The 18,214-nt window shown below is 41.3% G+C and carries 17 protein-coding genes; 5 read left to right on the forward strand and 12 right to left on the reverse strand.

Annotation, left to right across the window (positions count from 1 at the left end; genetic code table 11):
• Window positions 1-76: 76 nt before the first annotated feature.
• Window positions 77-1,360, reverse strand: a complete 1,284-nt coding sequence (locus tag BC659_RS01580; RefSeq protein WP_133472829.1) for a glucose-1-phosphate adenylyltransferase — start codon at window positions 1,358-1,360, stop codon at window positions 77-79.
• Window positions 1,361-1,445: 85 nt separating this feature from the next.
• The gene (locus BC659_RS01585; RefSeq protein ID WP_133472830.1) at window positions 1,446-2,861 is read right to left on the reverse strand and encodes a glycogen synthase; all 1,416 of its coding nucleotides are present in this window, start codon (window positions 2,859-2,861) and stop codon (window positions 1,446-1,448) included.
• Between the two features lie 125 nt (window positions 2,862-2,986).
• Between BC659_RS01585 and BC659_RS01590 the strand changes: the two genes are divergently transcribed.
• Together BC659_RS01590 and BC659_RS01595 are read left to right on the forward strand one after the other, a co-directional pair.
• Window positions 2,987-4,678: an MFS transporter gene (locus BC659_RS01590; RefSeq protein WP_133472831.1), complete on the forward strand. Its 1,692-nt coding sequence runs from the start codon at window positions 2,987-2,989 to the stop codon at window positions 4,676-4,678.
• Window positions 4,679-4,703: 25 nt separating this feature from the next.
• Entirely contained in the window at window positions 4,704-5,681 is a 978-nt protein-coding gene (locus tag BC659_RS01595; protein ID WP_133472832.1) for an ROK family protein, read from the forward strand.
• A 207-nt stretch (window positions 5,682-5,888) separates the two neighbouring features.
• Here BC659_RS01595 and BC659_RS01600 read toward each other — a convergent pair whose 3' ends face one another.
• The 3 genes from BC659_RS01600 to BC659_RS01610 form a co-directional block, all read right to left on the reverse strand.
• Window positions 5,889-6,662 carry a bestrophin-like domain gene (locus tag BC659_RS01600; protein ID WP_133472833.1) on the reverse strand — a complete coding sequence of 258 codons (774 nt, stop codon included), beginning with the start codon at window positions 6,660-6,662 and terminating at the stop codon, window positions 5,889-5,891.
• A gap of 48 nt (window positions 6,663-6,710) precedes the next feature.
• Complete coding sequence (lipA, locus tag BC659_RS01605) at window positions 6,711-7,649, reverse strand: lipoyl synthase (protein WP_133472834.1); 939 nt, start codon at window positions 7,647-7,649, stop codon at window positions 6,711-6,713.
• Between the two features lie 160 nt (window positions 7,650-7,809).
• Window positions 7,810-8,631 carry a hypothetical protein gene (locus BC659_RS01610; protein WP_133472835.1) on the reverse strand — a complete coding sequence of 274 codons (822 nt, stop codon included), beginning with the start codon at window positions 8,629-8,631 and terminating at the stop codon, window positions 7,810-7,812.
• A 45-nt stretch (window positions 8,632-8,676) separates the two neighbouring features.
• Between BC659_RS01610 and BC659_RS01615 the strand changes: the two genes are divergently transcribed.
• Window positions 8,677-9,084 carry an OsmC family protein gene (locus BC659_RS01615; protein ID WP_133472836.1) on the forward strand — a complete coding sequence of 136 codons (408 nt, stop codon included), beginning with the start codon at window positions 8,677-8,679 and terminating at the stop codon, window positions 9,082-9,084.
• Between the two features lie 93 nt (window positions 9,085-9,177).
• Here BC659_RS01615 and BC659_RS01620 read toward each other — a convergent pair whose 3' ends face one another.
• From BC659_RS01620 to BC659_RS01650, 7 genes are all read right to left on the reverse strand, one after another.
• Entirely contained in the window at window positions 9,178-10,446 is a 1,269-nt protein-coding gene (locus BC659_RS01620) for a DUF2851 family protein (RefSeq protein WP_133472837.1), read from the reverse strand.
• Window positions 10,447-10,505: 59 nt separating this feature from the next.
• The gene (locus tag BC659_RS01625) at window positions 10,506-11,093 is read right to left on the reverse strand and encodes a Maf family protein (RefSeq protein WP_133472838.1); all 588 of its coding nucleotides are present in this window, start codon (window positions 11,091-11,093) and stop codon (window positions 10,506-10,508) included.
• A 161-nt stretch (window positions 11,094-11,254) separates the two neighbouring features.
• On the reverse strand, window positions 11,255-12,181 hold the full coding sequence (locus BC659_RS01630; RefSeq protein WP_133472839.1) for a geranylgeranylglycerol-phosphate geranylgeranyltransferase: 927 nt from the start codon (window positions 12,179-12,181) through the stop codon (window positions 11,255-11,257).
• A 58-nt stretch (window positions 12,182-12,239) separates the two neighbouring features.
• Window positions 12,240-12,755 (reverse strand): KdsC family phosphatase, encoded by a 516-nt coding sequence (locus tag BC659_RS01635; protein ID WP_133472840.1) that lies wholly within the window; start codon window positions 12,753-12,755, stop codon window positions 12,240-12,242.
• 7 nt (window positions 12,756-12,762) lie between these two features.
• Window positions 12,763-13,002 carry a Fe-S cluster assembly protein IscX gene (gene iscX / locus BC659_RS01640; RefSeq protein WP_133472841.1) on the reverse strand — a complete coding sequence of 80 codons (240 nt, stop codon included), beginning with the start codon at window positions 13,000-13,002 and terminating at the stop codon, window positions 12,763-12,765.
• A 189-nt stretch (window positions 13,003-13,191) separates the two neighbouring features.
• Window positions 13,192-13,527, reverse strand: coding sequence for a 2Fe-2S iron-sulfur cluster-binding protein (locus tag BC659_RS01645; RefSeq protein ID WP_133472842.1), 336 nt, complete (start codon window positions 13,525-13,527; stop codon window positions 13,192-13,194).
• A 100-nt stretch (window positions 13,528-13,627) separates the two neighbouring features.
• On the reverse strand, window positions 13,628-14,392 hold the full coding sequence (locus tag BC659_RS01650; protein ID WP_133472843.1) for a Rossmann-like and DUF2520 domain-containing protein: 765 nt from the start codon (window positions 14,390-14,392) through the stop codon (window positions 13,628-13,630).
• Between the two features lie 11 nt (window positions 14,393-14,403).
• Between BC659_RS01650 and BC659_RS01655 the strand changes: the two genes are divergently transcribed.
• Both BC659_RS01655 and topA read left to right on the forward strand, forming a co-directional pair.
• Window positions 14,404-15,279, forward strand: coding sequence for an alpha/beta hydrolase (locus tag BC659_RS01655; protein ID WP_133472844.1), 876 nt, complete (start codon window positions 14,404-14,406; stop codon window positions 15,277-15,279).
• A 259-nt stretch (window positions 15,280-15,538) separates the two neighbouring features.
• Window positions 15,539-18,115, forward strand: a complete 2,577-nt coding sequence (topA, locus tag BC659_RS01660; protein WP_133472845.1) for a type I DNA topoisomerase — start codon at window positions 15,539-15,541, stop codon at window positions 18,113-18,115.
• The last annotated feature ends 99 nt before the right edge of the window (window positions 18,116-18,214 follow it).

Raw genomic sequence — 18,214 nt, forward strand, 5'->3', positions numbered from 1 at the left:
TAGTGTATTTTACCTGTAAACTGCATTATCAGTACAGGTTACTTTTCCTACTATTTGTCTTTACGCCGGATACCTGTTAAATAACAAAGCCATCGGGCAATATGGCCAGTTTTTTTACCACCACAATACCATCTTTCACGGTATACAAAGCGTGATCGGTATTAGCTAAATGAGCACCTCCATTGATGCGCACATCATTCCCTATTCTACAGTTTTTATCGATGATGGCATCTTTAATATAGCAACGTTCGCCAATACCTATTTTAGGCAGGCCCTTTGAAGTATTCATGGCCATTTCTTCGATGGTTTCGTAATAATCATTCCCCATCAGGTAGCTGTTTACAATGGTAGTACCATGACCGATCCGTGATCTGATTCCCACAACACTTTGTTCAATCCTGCTGGCATGTATAATGGACCCTTCTGCAATAATGGTTTTTTCCAAAGTAGTGCCGCTGATTTTGGCAGGCGGGAGCATACGCGCACGGCTGTATACAGTTTTATTATTATCAAATAAATTAAAAGGTGGTATTTCCTGGGTAAGTGCAAGGTTTGCCTCATAAAAGGAATAAATATTACCGATATCTGTCCAGTATCCGTCGTACTGAAAGCTTACCACTTTATAATTCTGTATGGAATCAGGAATAATTTCCTTACCGAAGTCTGTTGCATTTGGGTGTACTTCATTGAGTAAATGATACAATGCTTTTTTACTGAAAATATAAATACCCATCGATGCCAGGTAATGCCTGCCCGCATGTTGCATTTCTGCTCCTGTATCGCTCACCCATTCAGGCAATAATTCTTTATTAGGTTTTTCAATAAAGGAAGTAATAAAATTTTCTTCGTCTGATTTCAATATACCGAATTCGGGTGCATCCCTTTCATCAACCGGAATGGTTGCAATGGAAATATCTGCTCTCTTTGAGCGATGGCTTTCCAGCATCTCACTAAAGTCCATCTGGTATAACTGATCACCACTGAGAATGAGTATGTATTCAAAATCCATATTCGATATATGGCGGAGCGACTGCCTTACTGCATCTGCCGTACCCTGGTACCAACCAGGATTGTCAGGCGTTTGTTCAGCTGCGAGTATATCAACAAAACCCGTACTGAACGCGCTGAAATGATAAGTATTCTTTATGTGTTTGTTCAAAGAAGCTGAATTAAACTGCGTTAATACAAACATTCTGTTGATGTTACTATTGATACAGTTACTGATGGGTATATCAACCAAACGATACTTACCGGCAATGGGAACAGCAGGCTTGGAACGGCTTGCTGTTAACGGATACAGTCGGGTTCCTGCACCACCACCCAGAATCACTGCTAATACTGATTTTGAAATACTATTCATATGGCTTGTTGTTTGTCATGATTAATTTTTGATCTCCGATGTCAGATGTGGGCAAATCTGCGATCTGGCATCTGATATCTCACATTCATTTCAGGCTTTTATACACATTGGTATATTCATCTACTGTACTTTCCCAGCTATGATCTATCTCCATCATTTTTTTTCGCATTTTTTCCATTTGCATACTGTCCTGATATACTGAAACGGCACGATTGATTGAGTATGTAATATCGTCGGCGCTGGCGTGATTAAACCTGATACCAAAACCATCAGGGTCGCCCATATCCACTACTGTATCCTGCAACCCCCCTGTACTTCTTACCATCGGAACGGTTCCATAACGCATCGAGTACATCTGATTTAAACCACAAGGCTCAACCCTGCTTGGCATCAGCAGAAAATCTGCCCCGGCATACATAATATGACTCAATGTTTCATCATAACCGATTACAACATTGAACACCCCTCTATAAGGTTCTGCCATTTGCTGGAACTCCCATTCAACATTGGTTTCACCACTACCTAATACAAGAAAGCATGCTTCCCCGTTTGTTTGCTCAATAGCCTGACGTATAGCATATGGTAAAACATCAGCAGCTTTCTCACCTACGAGTCTTCCAATAAAAATAAAAAGTGGCTTTCCGATATCAAGCCCGAACTTTTCGCATAATATCTTTTTATTCTTTTGCTTTCCTGCTGCTATATCTTTTGTACTATAATGATGTGTAAGGTATTTATCGGTTGCCGGATTCCATACTTCATTATCTATTCCATTCAGAATTCCAACACATTTTCCCCTTTCATATTCAAATAGCTTTTCCAGTCCATTTGAATTCGTTCTGAGTTCATCCATATAACTCCAACTCACTGTTGTGACCTTACTGGCGCATTTAATACCTGAGGCTAGAGGATTGATGGTATCGTTCCAATCGAGCATCCCTCTTTTCCAGAGGTCCCATCTCGGTATATAACGGCTTTTATCCCAGCCCATCCAACCCTGGTATTGGGCATTGTGAATGGTAAGAACAGAAGGAATATGCCTCAGCCTGTTATAATCATAACAATACTGCATCATAAATGGGATCAAACCTGTGTGGTAGTCATGGCAATGAACAATATCCGGCTCATGCTCCCAATGCACCATCCAGTTTACAAATGCGATCTGAAAAGCCGTAAATCTTTCCGCATCATCATCATAGCCATAAATTTTCTGTCTGTCGAGTAAGCCATTGATATCAATCAGATAAAGATCATAACCCAGCTTATTGCTACTTTCTTTGATCACCGTATAATCGAATACCCAGTTGCCCAAATTCGTTTGCCCTTTAAAGTCTACCGTCCACTCATTATCATACAGGAATTTGGTTCTGTACATGGGCATTACCACTTTGGCTATATGCCCGGCTTTCACCTGGTATTTGGGTAGTGCCCCAACCACATCCCCCAAGCCGCCAGCCTTGGCAACCGGGTAACATTCAGCACTCACATGAATAATCTCCATGAATCACAGTTTGTCTTGTTTGCTCTCAAGTTAGGAAGTAAAATGGTACCATCAAATTCTACTTTAAAATTTTTCCGGCTGATTTTTCTCGTTATTTTACAGCCCATATAAAACGACCGATTGTTATGACCCAGCCAAAACAACCAACCAATACCGGCGCATTGACCACCCTTGTTGTAGTATTCTTCTTTTGGGGTTTCATTGCAGCCGGCAATAGTGTTTTTATTCCCTTCTGTAAACACTACTTCAGTCTTGATCAATTCCAAAGTCAGTTAATTGATTTTGCTTTTTACCTTGCATATTATATTGGGGCACTCGGACTTTTTGCCTATGGAGCTTTTGGTGGAAAGGATTTAGTAGGAAAATGGGGATATAAGAAAAGTATTGTATATGGTCTTTTATTCTCTGCGATAGGTGCTGCTGCTATGATTATTGCAGTGAATGCAAACACTTTTGCCGGTATGCTAGTAGGGCTATTTATCGTTGCACTGGGTTTTTCCCTCCAACAAACGGCAGCACAACCTTTTTCGATTACCCTTGGTGATCCTTCAACAGGTACCAGCCGGGTGAATCTCGGCGGAGGGGTTAATTCTTTTGGTACCACTATCGGGCCTATTGTGGTTGCACTCGCTTTATTTGGCACAACCGCTGCCATTACTGATGAACAGATTAAAGGTTTAAGTCTAAGTAAGGTAATTATTCTTTATAGTTGTGTGGGAGGATTATTTATTGCAGCAGCAGCACTGTTTCATTTTTCCAAAAAAGTACCGGCAGGTATTTTAGAAGAAAAAACAGAACCGGCCAATAAAGCACTAACCACACTTATTATCATGACCGGCTTACTGGTTGTAATGTTTGTTCCGATTTTTAACAGTTATAAAAACCTCGCACCCGATCTGAGTGCCGCTGCGCAACATGAACTGGAAACCTATCGAATGAAATGGTTATTCGGGGCGTTGGCAGTTGTTGTGATTGGGTTGGTTGCAGCAAATTATACCGCTCAGAGAAAATCTGATGGCTGGGGTGCTATGAAATATCCGCAACTGGTACTTGGCATGCTGGGTATTTTTGTATACGTAGGCGTTGAGGTTTCTATTGGTAGTAATCTGGGAGAATTATTAAAGCAAGCTGATTTCGGAGGCTACCAATCATCACAAATCGCCCCTTTTATTTCTATGTATTGGGGAAGTCTGATGATTGGTCGCTGGGCTGGCGCAATCAGTGCATTTGAACTCAAAAGTTCAACGCACAAAATGATGACCTTTATTGTACCATTAATTGCATTTGGTATTGTTATCGGGGCCAATAGTATTGCACAATATGATATGACGCCTTTGTACTGGTACATTATATGTGTACTGATACAAATCGTTGCATTTTTTATCAGTCAGGATAAACCTGCCCGAACCTTACTCATATTCAGTGTATTGGGTGTAACAGCAATGGCCATTGGTATTTTTACCAAAGGAACAGTTTCTATTTATGCTTTTTTAAGCGGAGGCCTTTGCTGCTCCATTATGTGGCCATGTATATTCTCCCTATCTATCGCAGGACTAGGGAAGTATACAACCCAGGGATCTGCATTTCTCATTATGATGATTTTGGGAGGTGGTATTATTCCTCCTATTCAGGGGAAAATGGCAGATTACCTGCAATCATCTAATGCTGAAACTGCCGGTTATGGTATTCATCAGTCCTATTGGGTATGTTTAATTTGCTTTGCTTATCTGGTTTTCTTTGCAGTTATTGTAAAAGGTATTCTTCGCAAACAGGGCATCGATTACGAAACCGAAAAAACAACCGGAAGCGGACATTAATTGTTTGTAATTAAAATGATTTTTTATGGCTACCAGTTCTACGGCTTTAGAACCCCTCGCAATAGGCATTGACATTGGCGGTACCGGAACCAAGTTTGGCATTGTTGACCGTGTGGGGAATGTTTTATTCTCGAGTGAAATGTCGACACGCAAACATGCAGAAGTAACATCCTTTATAGATGAGTTATATAATTTACTGAACGAACTCATCATCAAAGCAGGGGGCATTGGCAGAATGAAAGGTATCGGTGTGGGAGCACCCAATGGTAATTTTTACACGGGTACCATTGAGTATGCCCCTAATCTTCCCTGGAAGGGCATTATTCCATTGGCAAAGCTGCTGGAAGACAAATTCAAATTACCTGTAACACTTACCAATGATGCCAATGCTGCTGCTATCGGTGAAATGATGTATGGTGCCGCAAAAGGTATGAATGATTTTATCATGATTACTTTGGGAACCGGTGTGGGCAGTGGTATTGTAGCCAATGGAAAACTGGTGTACGGCCATGATGGTTTTGCCGGTGAACTCGGGCATACCATCATTATCCCGGATGGTCGTTTACATGAGGGCACCGGTAAACGCGGTTCTCTGGAGAGTTATGCATCTGCTACCGGCGTAAGACTTACCACCCTTGAGCTATTAGAGAAAAGCGACCAGCCCAGTTGGTTGAGAAATGTACCTAAAGACGAAATTGATTCCAGAAAAGTATACGATGCTGCCATGGAAGGTGATGAACTGGCTAAGGAAATTTTCGAGTACACAGGAAAAATATTGGGTCTTGCCCTCGCGAATTTTGTTATGTTCTCAAGTCCGGAAGCCATCGTATTATTCGGTGGCCTTACCAAAGCCGGCGATCTAATTCTCAAACCTACCCGCGAAAGCATGGAAGATAACCTGATCCAGGTATTTCAAAACAAAGTAAAAATTCTGGTCAGCCACCTGAAAGAATCTGATGCAGCTATTTTAGGTGCTTCAGCGCTTGTGTGGGAGAAAAATTAAGAGAGAAATAGCCACAAATTTCAAGCTGTAAGTAGGTTTTTATTAAGCTGATAAACCCACTTATAGTTTGAGTCTTTGCTGTTTCTGATCCTACACATGCCATCAGACTTTTTTAAGGATATATATTCACCCAGGTAACCATTTCCTGTTTACGCATTTGGATAAATGACTAACAGGAAATGAGAAAGAATGACAATAAATCTCCTTTTACTTTTCTTGATTTATCAGCAATGCTTTAAAGTATTGCTGTTGCTCATCCATATTAATAATACCACGTCTTGGTCTGTCAAGATCCAGAATCACATAAATAACCAATATGGTAAGCACCACAAACCCGAGTATCGTTATTTTCTCCATTTTTTTTCCTGAAGGGATTACATATCCTGCAAAAAATGAACAGGCCATCGATAGTAAAAACAGCAATACAATAATAGAATCAGGCACACGACTTTTTCCGGCTGCGGTTCTTAATGTGGTTGCATCATACATCGTATTGAGTGCTGGTATCATCTGTTGTGTAGCAGTAATATTTTCAGCTTTACGGGAGCCTTGAATGGCTCTGCTCCACAAACTTTTAAATATGATTTCCGTATTTACTTTTGCCTGGTTAAACAGCATTGTATCTCTGCCTGCATCATAATAAGCTATACGGGCTTTAATATATTCCTGAAAATCTTGTCTGAATGCATTTCGTAAGCTATCCTCATACATATCTGCCCTGAGCAAAGCTGTTCCGATGTCATTAGCCTCTTCGACCATAATTGCTTTTCTGGCATCATATCGGCTTGCAGACATACTGAATGTAAAGGCAAGCAGCAATCCCAATAACCCGAACAAAGAGCCCTCAATTGCGCTTAATGGAGTAGCTTCCTCTTTTCTGTTTCTTAGTATAGCACCAATCCATACCATGCCTGTCATTAACAAAAAGAGAATAAGGCATAATAACCATGTATCAGTTTGATAGATCAATGATTCATTCATAAGAGAAAATTAATTAAAAACGCCGGATAAATTATCCGGCGTTTTTAATTAAAGATGTATCATTTGTGCTTTTTCTTCCATCCACTTATTCCTTCCCCATCCCTTTATCACATGTTTTTCACTATGGTAGGAAGAACGCACCAGCGGACCGCTTTCTACATAATCAAAACCAAGTTCATAACCTATTTCGCGTAATTCAGCGAACTCATCAGGATGCACAAAACGCTGAACAGTTAAATGTTTTTTGGTTGGTTGCAGGTATTGGCCGAGTGTCAGTACATCACATCCTACATTCACTAAATCTCTCATACTCTGTACCACTTCTTCCTTGGTTTCTCCCAATCCAAGCATCATCCCGGTTTTGGTACGCATTCCTCCTTTTTTCAGAAGGTTCAATACTTCAAGACTTCTATGGTATTTGGCCTGTACACGGACCTGACGGGTTAAACGCTCAACAGTTTCCATATTATGGCTCACTACCTCGGGTGCTGCCTCAATAATGCGTTGTACCTGATCTGCATTCCCTTTAAAATCCGGTATCAGCGTTTCTAGTGTGGTATCCGGATTGAGGTTTTTTACAGCTTTGATGGTATTGTACCAGATAATGGAACCTCCGTCTTTCAATTCATCCCTATCCACGCTTGTCAGTACCGCATGTTTCACTTTCATCAGGTGAATGGCTTCGGCCACGCGCTGTGGTTCGTCCCAGTCAACCGGCTCCGGGCGGCCGGTAGCTACGGCACAAAAGCCACAACTACGGGTACATACATTACCTAGTATCATGAAAGTGGCTGTTCCCTCACCCCAGCACTCACCCATATTCGGGCAATTGCCACTTTCGCAGATGGTATGTAGTTTATGGGTATCAACAAGCCCTCTCACATGTTTATAGCTTTCACCTATAGGCAATTTAACCCTTAACCAGGAAGGTTTTTGTATTTTGGAACTGGTAGCATCCACTTTTGACACAACTGGTAACTCTTGCATGTAAATCCTTTTTAGTCCGTAAGACAGAAGACCGAAAGTCCGTAAATGGAAAAATGAATAAATTACTAGTTATAACAGATTCACAGACCCTTTGTTCCCGAACGAATCATCTCGCGGTCTTTCGGTCTTCCGGCTTTCGGACTTTCCCTGCAAAAATAGGTCACTTTCGCTTACCAAATGTGAGGGCCACATAAGCGTTGAAAAAGAGGCGTTTTTCCTTATTTAGTAACAAAATAGGCATCTTTTGGGTATAATACTCCGCATTCAGACCTACTTCAAGGGCTGATACCACTTCATTGTATCGGCCATAGTCAAAGCGGAGTGCAGTTCTTACATGTGCACCAGGCACAAATTTCATTTCACCAAAACCTTTGGTGAGCCCACCCCTACCAAGAATGATCGTAGGATCAAGGAAGAGGTTATCGTTATTATCGTATTTAATCTGCTCTTGTTTATTGGTAGTAGGGTTCTGTATCTCGATATAATAAGGTTTCAGCAAGCCTGCTGTGATACCACCGCCATAGATGGCAGATACAGCTACGCCATTTTTATTCCCTTTTCCACCAATCAGCTTTTGTTGGCCAAAACCCAGTTTCAGGTTATAAAAATTATTCCGTTTACCATAGATATAACTGGAAACAATCAGAAAGCCACCTGAGGCGCTGATGGTGGGCACTTTTTCTTCTTTTGGATGCTTGTGTTCACCCAGTTCGATCCACCAGAGGTTGGTTTTAGTGACCGTTTTATATTTACCACGTTCATAGAACATTCCCCAGCCATCGGTATTAAATTTGAAGCTGAATGATCCCTGCTTATTGAAAACAAGGGCACCCTCTTCTTCCTGCTTGATCATCTGATTGATCTTTTCTTTTCTTTCTTCCTTTTTCCGGGCTTTCTCCAGTTGAGCCGGCGTTTGTGTTTTCTGCTGTGCAGAAACAGCTACTGACCCGAGGAGACTTGCAATGATAAATAGCTTCTTCACTTCCATTAGATTTGTTACTTGTAAATTTATAGCAAAATTGACGCAATGACTTCACAAATTATTTATAAAGGTGAATTGCGAACCATCGCCACTCATCTTCAGAGCGGAACCAGTATTGAAACCGATGCTCCTACCGACAATCAGGGTAAGGGTGAACGTTTTTCCCCTACCGATCTTGTAGCTACGGCACTTGGCGCCTGTATGGTTACCACCATGGCCATTAAAGCCCGTACTATGAACATTGACCTTGATGGCACCCGTGTAGATACCACGAAAATTATGTTGAGCGATCCCCGCCGAATTGGCAAGATCATCGTCCATGTATATTTTCCGCCTACACTGCAACCTGATGACAAAACCAAAGAACTGCTGGAACGTACCGCCCGAACCTGCCCCGTAGAAAGAAGCCTCCACCCCGATATGGAACTGGATATGGCTTTCTTCTGGCAATAACATACGATCTCAGATGTAAGACGGCAGATGTAAGATTTGATGTATGTTCTCTTACATCTGCCATCTGATATCTGCCATCTTACATCCAATGACTCATTGTCTGAGCAATCTGTTGCCTATGGCGCAATCGAGGCATCTTTTATTAACACAATATTGCGTATTGAGTTCTATCAGCGATTGAGAATCGAGTGCACAACGGTTATGTATGCCGGCAGACTGCCAGTAACGTGTAATTCTGTTTTGTTCAGCCTCCAAAGCATACAACCATTGTATTGCTTTGTCTTTATATGGCTGCAGGTTGCGTTCCAGTCCATAACTAAACACCATCGGGATCACCGAATTAATCAGGAGATGAACCGTCATTTGTCTACCAATCCATTTTAAAGACAGACTTGCAGGTTCATCAAACCGATAATGCTGATTCCAGTACTGACTTGCTTTTACGTGAAAAATCTGTATCAGGTTGTCTATGCTTTCTGTATTTCTGACCATATCAAACAGGTTTTCCCGGTAGTGCAGTAGCATGGCTAACTGTGAGAGACGGATGGTAGGAAACGATGCCGGACGCATTCTTAAAAAAGCGGGTTGTCCGACAGGACTCATTAACTGGTATTTTCGTTTCAGATGTTGGTATGTTTTGGACAGGGTTTGATGATAAGCATCTGTTCTTTTCTTTTGTAATAGTTGTGCCTGTCCCAGTAGAAGTGCTTCCAGTTCAATGGGCATATTTCTATGTCTTTGTAAGATGGTAAAAGAAAGTGTTTTCGCTATCTGTTCAAAAAAAGCAGCATTGGTTTTCGACCCAAATCCACTGGACAGTTGCTGCCAGAAAACCTCATCCCAATGGTTGCCTGTTTGCTGAAGTTGTTTAATAATACCTGCTGATTTTCGTTCGAGCCTCTCTATCATTAATCTTTCTTTCCAGGCATACCAGATGAGCTCACTTGCTCCGGGTAAAAAATGATGACAAGGTACCTGCCTTACCGTATCCATCATCTGGGCATATCGATCCATTAAAACACCCGGTATTTTTCCTGTTAATACCAGTGTAGGTATAATATGTCCTGAAACGTCTCTAATCATTTCATCTTCCTGCCATACTACATGCAGAATAATATTCTGGTAATTAGGATCTCCATCATGTGCGTGTTTATACCAGTCTGAAGCGAGTACATGTATCTCAATATTACCCGCCCAGAGTGTATCTCCTATTTTGATTCTTGCGGAAGAGAAATCAGGCCCCTGATGGTGGTTCCATGTACCCGGATGAATGATCTGAAGGGATTCGCCGGAAGATAGTATGAGCGACCGTGTATTAAAATGTTGAAACTGCCAGATAAACTGCAATAGTCTTTCGTTCATATTCGGAATTTGATTTTCCGAAAACTACCCAGAACCTGATTGCGGTTTTTACCTGATTTTCAGGAATGCAATGCCTGTAGCGCTTTTACTACCCTGCTAACGGGCAATCCCATTACATTATAAAAATCACCTTTAACAGACTGAATACCCACCACTCCGATCCATTCCTGTATGGCATAAGCACCAGCTTTATCGTAGGGATGGTATTTATCTACATAAAAACTTATCTGCTCATCGGTAAGTGAATAAAACTGCACTTCGGTGATATCAGCAAATTGAACAACGATTTCTCCTGATAATATCACAACACCCGTTATTACCTGATGCACCTGCCCGGACAGTTTTTTCAAGATAGTTATTGCATGATCCCTGTCATTCGGCTTGCCAATGATTTCTCCATTTAGCACTACTACGGTATCCGCAGCCAGAATGGGTCTCCCTGCATATTGGTCATCCCCTGTTTGCTGTATGTGGTTGCGCACTGTTACTGCTTTTTCTTTTGCAATAAAGATGGGAACTTCTTCAATAGGAAGTTCAGCAGGAAATGATTCATCGGTTGGTTTTACCACAATTTCAAATGAAAGCTCTGCCCATTCAAGCAGCATTTTTCGGCGCGGCGATTGAGAAGCCAGGATGATGGGGATCATAAAATCAAAAATCAAAAATCAAAAATCAAAAATCAAAAATCAAAAATCAAAAATCAAAAATCAAAAATCAAAAATCAAAAATCAAAAATCAAGTAAAGAATAACTCAACCACAACTATCGATATTGTTTGCCACAAAAATATTGACCATTCACCACACATATCACTGATATATCCTGAAAAACACCATCGATAAAATACCTGTAAGCATGACCCATTTTATAGCTGTACTTAACCGGTGAAAATCTGCAGGTGTTGATGCTTTAAAGAGTTGTGTAAAAATCCAGATGAGAGGTGCAATGATCGCGATTACGCAATACAGGGCACTGTGCCACCAACCGAGAGGCAGTACATACAATTGTAATATTATCAAGGTTGCAATCAATACTACCAACCATACAGCAACAAATATTTTGGCTGCTTGTACACCCCACACTATAGGGAGTGTTTTGCATCCATATTTTCTGTCGCCTTCCATATCTTCCACATCTTTTACCACTTCTCTGATCAGCGAGATGACAAAGGCGAAACCCGCGTATAACATAGCCAGTCTGAAAAATCGGATTTCGTTGTGTCCGGTAGACAATAAATATTTGATCTGTAATGGTTGTTTAGCAAAAAAAAGAACCAGTATTACCCAAGCTGTAAGTACAGATATAACTACATTACCAACCAGTAACTGCTTTTTAAAATTGGTAGAATACAACCAAAGCAAAACCACACTTCCCAGATTAGCCAGTACCAGGTGCCAGTACAAGGATACCGGCAGTGCCATTACTGTAAAAAAAAGCCCGAGCATACTCAATAGCATATGCCAGAAAATAACCCATCGTCTATTAATGACTACATTAACCACCACCTTATCCGGTTTATTTATCTGGTCAATATTCAGGTCGAAATAATCGTTGATAATATTACCTGCGGCAGCTATAAAAACAGAAGCAACTACGATCAGCCAAAACTGATACTGATTAGTCCCCCCCCCATAAATACGCGCATAAATGCAATACTCAAACAAAAATTGCGTAAGTATAATAAATATGAGGTTGGGCCATCGCACCAACCGGAGAAATGCACTAAGTAATTTCAAAATAAAAATTATGCTTCAAGATAAATAATGCGTCAATACAAGGGAGATTAATTCAATATTACCTCGCCCGAACGGTCGTATCCTCGTTCCAGTCTCCACGGAGTTTCATCACTTTTTCAATCACATCTCTCACACAACCGGCTCCTCCTCCAACATGAGATATATATACTGCTTTGTCTTTTATTTCCTGTACAGCATCAGCGGGGCAACAAGGCAAACCGGCGAGCTCAATTACACCAAGATCAGGAATATCATCTCCCATATACAGCACCTGTTCTTTTGGAATATTATGTTGCAAAAGGTATTCAGCCAGCACTTGTTTTTTTTGATGGGTTTTCATCCACACTTCCTTTACACCCAGTTTCTGCAACCTGTCTTTTACTTCAGGCGAATCGCCACCGGAAATAACCAATACCCTGTACCCTTTTTTAACGGCCAATTGTAAAGCATAGCCATCTTTAATATTCATCCGGCGAACCATTACACCATCCGGCAAAACCAACAGGCTGCCGTCGGTCATAACACCATCTACATCAAAAACAAAGGTGCTGATATGATTAAAGGATGCTAACATGAAGATTTTATTTCTGATTATCTCTCCATTCATATACCCAGGCACTCTGAATCATTTCAAGGTGCCCTTCATTACTTTCTTCTCTTTTGCCCTCAAAATTGGGTATCTGGAGTATCCATTCCAGCAAATCGGTAAAACGTATGCGGTAAATTTTACTCTCGGTAAAATCATCCCCAAAACGCTCATAAAGCTTCATGGCTATGTCTTCGTGATCTGCCCAGTGAATGGGGGGTTCGAAATGGTTCATATTAATTTGAAAATTTGGTCCGCCTAAGGCGGATGAAAATTTGGAAATGAGACCTGAAAACCTGAGAACCTTAAATAAAGAGTACTATACTTGTTTATTAAGCTGAAATTTAAAAATGTATCATGCGAAGCATGCCCCTACATTTTTAAATTTCCAAATTCACAGATTTTCAAATTATCTACTCTTTATCTACTCTCCTAAAAACTGTGTCTGATCAGGCAATGTCACTTCAACTTCACCCGAACCATCCTGTAATACACACTGACAACCTAATCTTGAATTGAGTCTTGGATTCACTGCACGATCTATGAAATCCTCTTCTTTATCGCTGAGTTCCTCCAGATGCTCCATCCCTTTTTCTACATACAGGTGGCAGGTGCTACAAGCACATACAGCACCGCAGTTATGGTGTAATTCAATGCCATTGTCTAAACAAACTTCCAGTAAACTCTGGTCGGGTTCTATGGCGGTTAAAGTAACCGGCTCCATTCCTTTCTGTTCAAACTTTACTTTAATCGTATACATATCGGTTCCGTTTGGAGTGCAAAAGTATTCCAAAACCATCTCTTTCCAGTCATCTATTCAGGGTTTTAGCTTCGGAACACGGAATTTTATCAAATTCTGCCTATCGGTCGAATTTTTTCCGGATACTGGCTGTTATTTCATCATACAGGTGCAAAAGAGCCTCATTGTCGCTTAGTAATTCCCTGTGACGTTCGAGGGTCCCCTTATCTCCCCGGAAAGCCGGTCCAGCCTGTACATCGCCTGGATAAGCCGTTTGAATTTGTAAGGCGGTGGACGCTATTAATGGATAAAACAAAGAAAAATCAATACCGGTTTCTTTGCAATAATCCGCCGCCAGGTGATACATATGATTGGTAAAATTAGAGCCAATGGCTGCTATCAGGTGCATTTTCTGTCTTTTTAAATCATCAGCAACGGTTACCCGCCCAACCAATTGCCCGGCCAGTTCAAACAGTAACCGTCTGGTAGCTTCATCATTCCCATCAATTACCATGGTACAGTCGCCAAGTTCATTCATAGATGACCTGAGCATTTTCATGGGCCATAACACCCCATACTGCTTTGCTGACTGGCTGAGTATCCCGATACCCACTGTACCAGCATTATGGATCAGTATACCTTTACTGATGGAAAGCATTGGTAACAATTCAGCAATGGCATGATCACTGACAGCTAAAATGTAAATGTCTGCATCATCAGGTAACTCCTCGGGTTGTTCAACAGCTTTGGCTGATAACTCTCCGGCCAGTAAAACTGCCTTTGCTGGGTCCCTGTTCCATATCGACACAATGGTATGACCTGCTTTTTTGAGAGTACGTCCCAATACATGCGCTACATTCCCTGCCCCTATCATTACTACGTCCATATCTTTATATTATGAAAATGAAATTAGCACAAAGAGTTGTGATTGGTTATTACAAGACAAAACTACGCACCATTGCCATGGTATCTCCACGCAAGGCTGCCGAACAGGCTTTTCAGATTTTTTGCACCCCTTACAGCAAAGGAGTAAAACAAAAAGAACCAATGGTTTTTCATAAAGCTATCAGATTAGAGCTGGTATTCGAAGGAATGGTAACAAAAGGATATCAGTGGAAACCAGAACGCACCAACGGACAGAAACTACTGATTGTTCATGGTTTCAGCAGTTACAGTTATAAGTTTGAAAAATACGTTCTTCCCCTGCTGAAAGAAGGCTTCGAAGTGATGGCTTTTGATGCCCCTGCGCATGGACTTAGTGAAGGCAAAATGATCAACGCCCTTATTTATAAGCGCTTTTTGCAGCAACTGGAAGCAAAATATGGTCCGATCAACGGGTTTATTGCGCATTCCTTAGGCGGCCTGGCCGTTGCACTGCTTGCAGAAGATTTGCCCCCACAGGTACCCCGTAAAATAGTGCTGATTGCACCTGCTACGGAAACAAGATCGGCCATAGCAGGATTTTATACCATGTTCAGGATCAAAGAAACCGTGCAAACCGCTTTTGAGCAATTGATTGAGGAAATGACAGGAAAATCGGTTGATTATTTCTCTGTAAAACGAGTTGTTGAATCTACTCATCTTCCCATACTCTGGATACATGATACGGGAGACAGGATTTGTCCTTATAAAGATACGCTTTCTGTACAATCCCTGCAACTGCCCCATGTCAGGTTTTTGGTTACCGAAGGGTTGGGACATAATAAAATATACCGCGATAAACAGGTACTGTCGGCCGTTTTTGATTTTTTTAAAGCACCATCATGTTTTTAAGCTTACAAAAATAATATAACTAACTCATTTTCAATAAGTAATGCGCTAATCAGAAGACTTTCAGTGGATGCAAGCACCCTGCGGTTTATACGTAGAAATTCTTACCCGATTGGTCAACATTTTTTGTGTTTTGATCGTTTCGCCTAATATTGCAGGGTAGCATACCATTTTTTTACCGCATATATATATGTATGAAAGCGATGAAAAAATGACTTGAAAAGCAATCAAAAAGCTGTTATAAACAGCAAGCAAAAGCTAGATGGCAAAGAATTTATTGATAGTTGAGTCTCCGGCAAAAGCCAAAACAATTGAAAAGATCCTGGGAAGCGATTTCGAGGTTAAGAGTTGTTATGGGCATATCCGTGATCTGGAAAAAGATGATATGGGTATTGATGTAAACAATCAGTACCAGCCCCGTTATATTGTACCGGACGATAAGGAAAGAGTGGTTAAAGAACTGCGTCAGTTAGCCAAAAAAGCGGATGAAGTATGGCTTGCATCGGATGAGGACCGTGAAGGAGAAAGCATCAGCTGGCACCTGTCAGAAGTATTGGGTCTGGATCCAAAAACCACCAAAAGAATTGTTTTTCATGAGATTACAGCTCCGGCCATTAAAAAAGCCGTTGCACAACCCAGGCTCATTAATATGAACCTTGTAAATGCCCAACAGGCCCGCAGGGTTTTGGACAGACTGGTAGGCTTTGAATTGAGTCCGGTTTTATGGCGAAAAATCGGCATGCAACGAAGTCTGAGTGCCGGAAGGGTTCAGAGCGTAGCTGTTAGACTGATTGTTGAACGTGAACGCGAGATCAATCATTTTATCCCGGAAAGCAGTTATAAGATAGAGGCTCTTTTTGCAGCCAAAGACATTCATAACAGGGCTGTATCCTTTAAGGCTGAGGGTCCCTCCAAACTGAATACCCAGGAAGCAGCTGCTAGCTTTTTAAACAGCTGTAAAAACGCTGCTTATAAAGTACTGGATGTAACGGTGAAACCTGCCAAACGTTCTCCGGCAGCCCCCTTTACCACTTCTACCCTTCAACAGGAAGCTTCCCGTAAACTGGGTTATGGTGTAAGCAAAACCATGTTACTGGCGCAAAAACTATACGAAAGTGGTAAGATCACTTATATGCGTACAGACAGTATTAACCTGAGTGATACTGCCATGGCCGATATTCGTAAAGAAATAGATAGCAGTTACGGTAACAATTATTACCAGCCACGCAAATACAAAAACAAGAATGAGAGTGCCCAGGAAGCGCACGAAGCAATACGTCCTACTTATATGAATAACCGGACGGTGGCCGATGAAGATACCCGCAAACTATATGAACTGATCTGGAGAAGAACCATTGCCTCTCAAATGAGCGACGCTGAGTTTGAGAAAACAGTGGCTAAAATTGATATCTCCACCAATAAAGAAACCCTTACGGCTACCGGAGAAGTCATGAAGTTTGATGGATTTCTGAAAGTATACCTCGAAGGAAAAGATGAGGAAGATGAAGAAGACAATGAAGGTATGCTGCCTCCGTTATCAGCCGGTCAGGTGCTCGATTTCAGGGAAATGATGGCGACTGAAAAATTTACCCGTGCTGCACCAAGATACACGGAAGCATCATTGGTAAAAAAGCTGGAAGAACTGGGTATCGGTCGTCCTTCGACCTATGCTCCTACTATTTCAACTATTATCAAAAGAAATTATGTTGAAAAGCGTGATAAAGAAGGTACCAAAAGACAGGTAAATATTTTACGCCTCAATGCCCAACAGGAGGTTTCGAAGGAAATACTCACTGAAAATACCGGTGCTGAAAAAGCCAAACTATTCCCTACCGATCTTGGTATGGTGGTAACGGATTTTTTAAAACAACATTTCAGCAAGGTGATGGATTTTGGCTTTACTGCCCGTATCGAGGAAGAGTTTGATGAGATTGCCGAAGGAAAGACCCGCTGGAGCAGTATGATCGATCAATTTTACAAACCTTTTCACGAAAATATTGAGCATACCCTTGAAAATGCAGAAAGAGCAAAAGGCGAAAGAGAACTGGGCATAGATGAGGCCTCCGGCAAAAAAGTTATTGCCAGAATGGGTCGTTATGGTCCAATGGTACAGATCGGGCATGTTGAAGATGAGGAGAAACCAAGATTTGCTAAACTCAAAGCAGATCAAAGTATTGAAACCATCACCATGGAAGAAGCCATGGAACTCTTTGCCCTGCCCCGTGTACTGGGTACGTATGAGGATCAGGAATTATCTGTGAATGTGGGTCGTTTTGGCCCCTATATCAAGCTGGGTGATCAGTTTATATCTATCCCAAAAGGTGAAGACCTGCATACTATAGAACTGGACCGCGCCATTGAATTATTACAGGAGAAGCAACAGGCTGATGCACCGGTTGCTTTTTATAATGAGTTACCTGTAACAAAGGGTAAAGGACGTTTCGGACCATTTATTAAATGGAACGATATGTTTATCAATATTCCAAGGGCCTATAATTTTGATACACTTTCTCAACAGGACATCAATGAGTTGATTGAAAAGAAAATGGAGAAAGAAGCTAATCGTTTTATCAAACAATGGCCTGCTGAAAAAATCAATATTGAAAATGGCCGATGGGGCCCTTTTATCCGCTTCAACAAAAAAATGCTGAAGATGGGCCGTAAGGCCGATGGGGGTAAGTACACGGCTGAAGAGCTTACAGATATTGATATTGAACTGGTAAAAAAGATGATTGAAGAGCAGGTGCCCAATGCATTCGCCAAAAAAACAAAAGCGCCGGCCAAAAAAGCGGCTACTAAAAAAGCTGCCCCTAAAAAAGCCGCAGCTAAAAAGAAATAACAGTTATTTATAGATAGGAAAAGCCCCTGAAACATACCGTTTCAGGGGCTTTTTCCTATCAAATAAAACTTCGAAATTGAAAATTCGAAATTCATGATT

The sequence above is a fragment of the Sediminibacterium goheungense genome (assembly GCF_004361915.1).
In the GTDB taxonomy this organism is placed as follows: Bacteria; Bacteroidota; Bacteroidia; order Chitinophagales; family Chitinophagaceae; genus Sediminibacterium; species Sediminibacterium goheungense.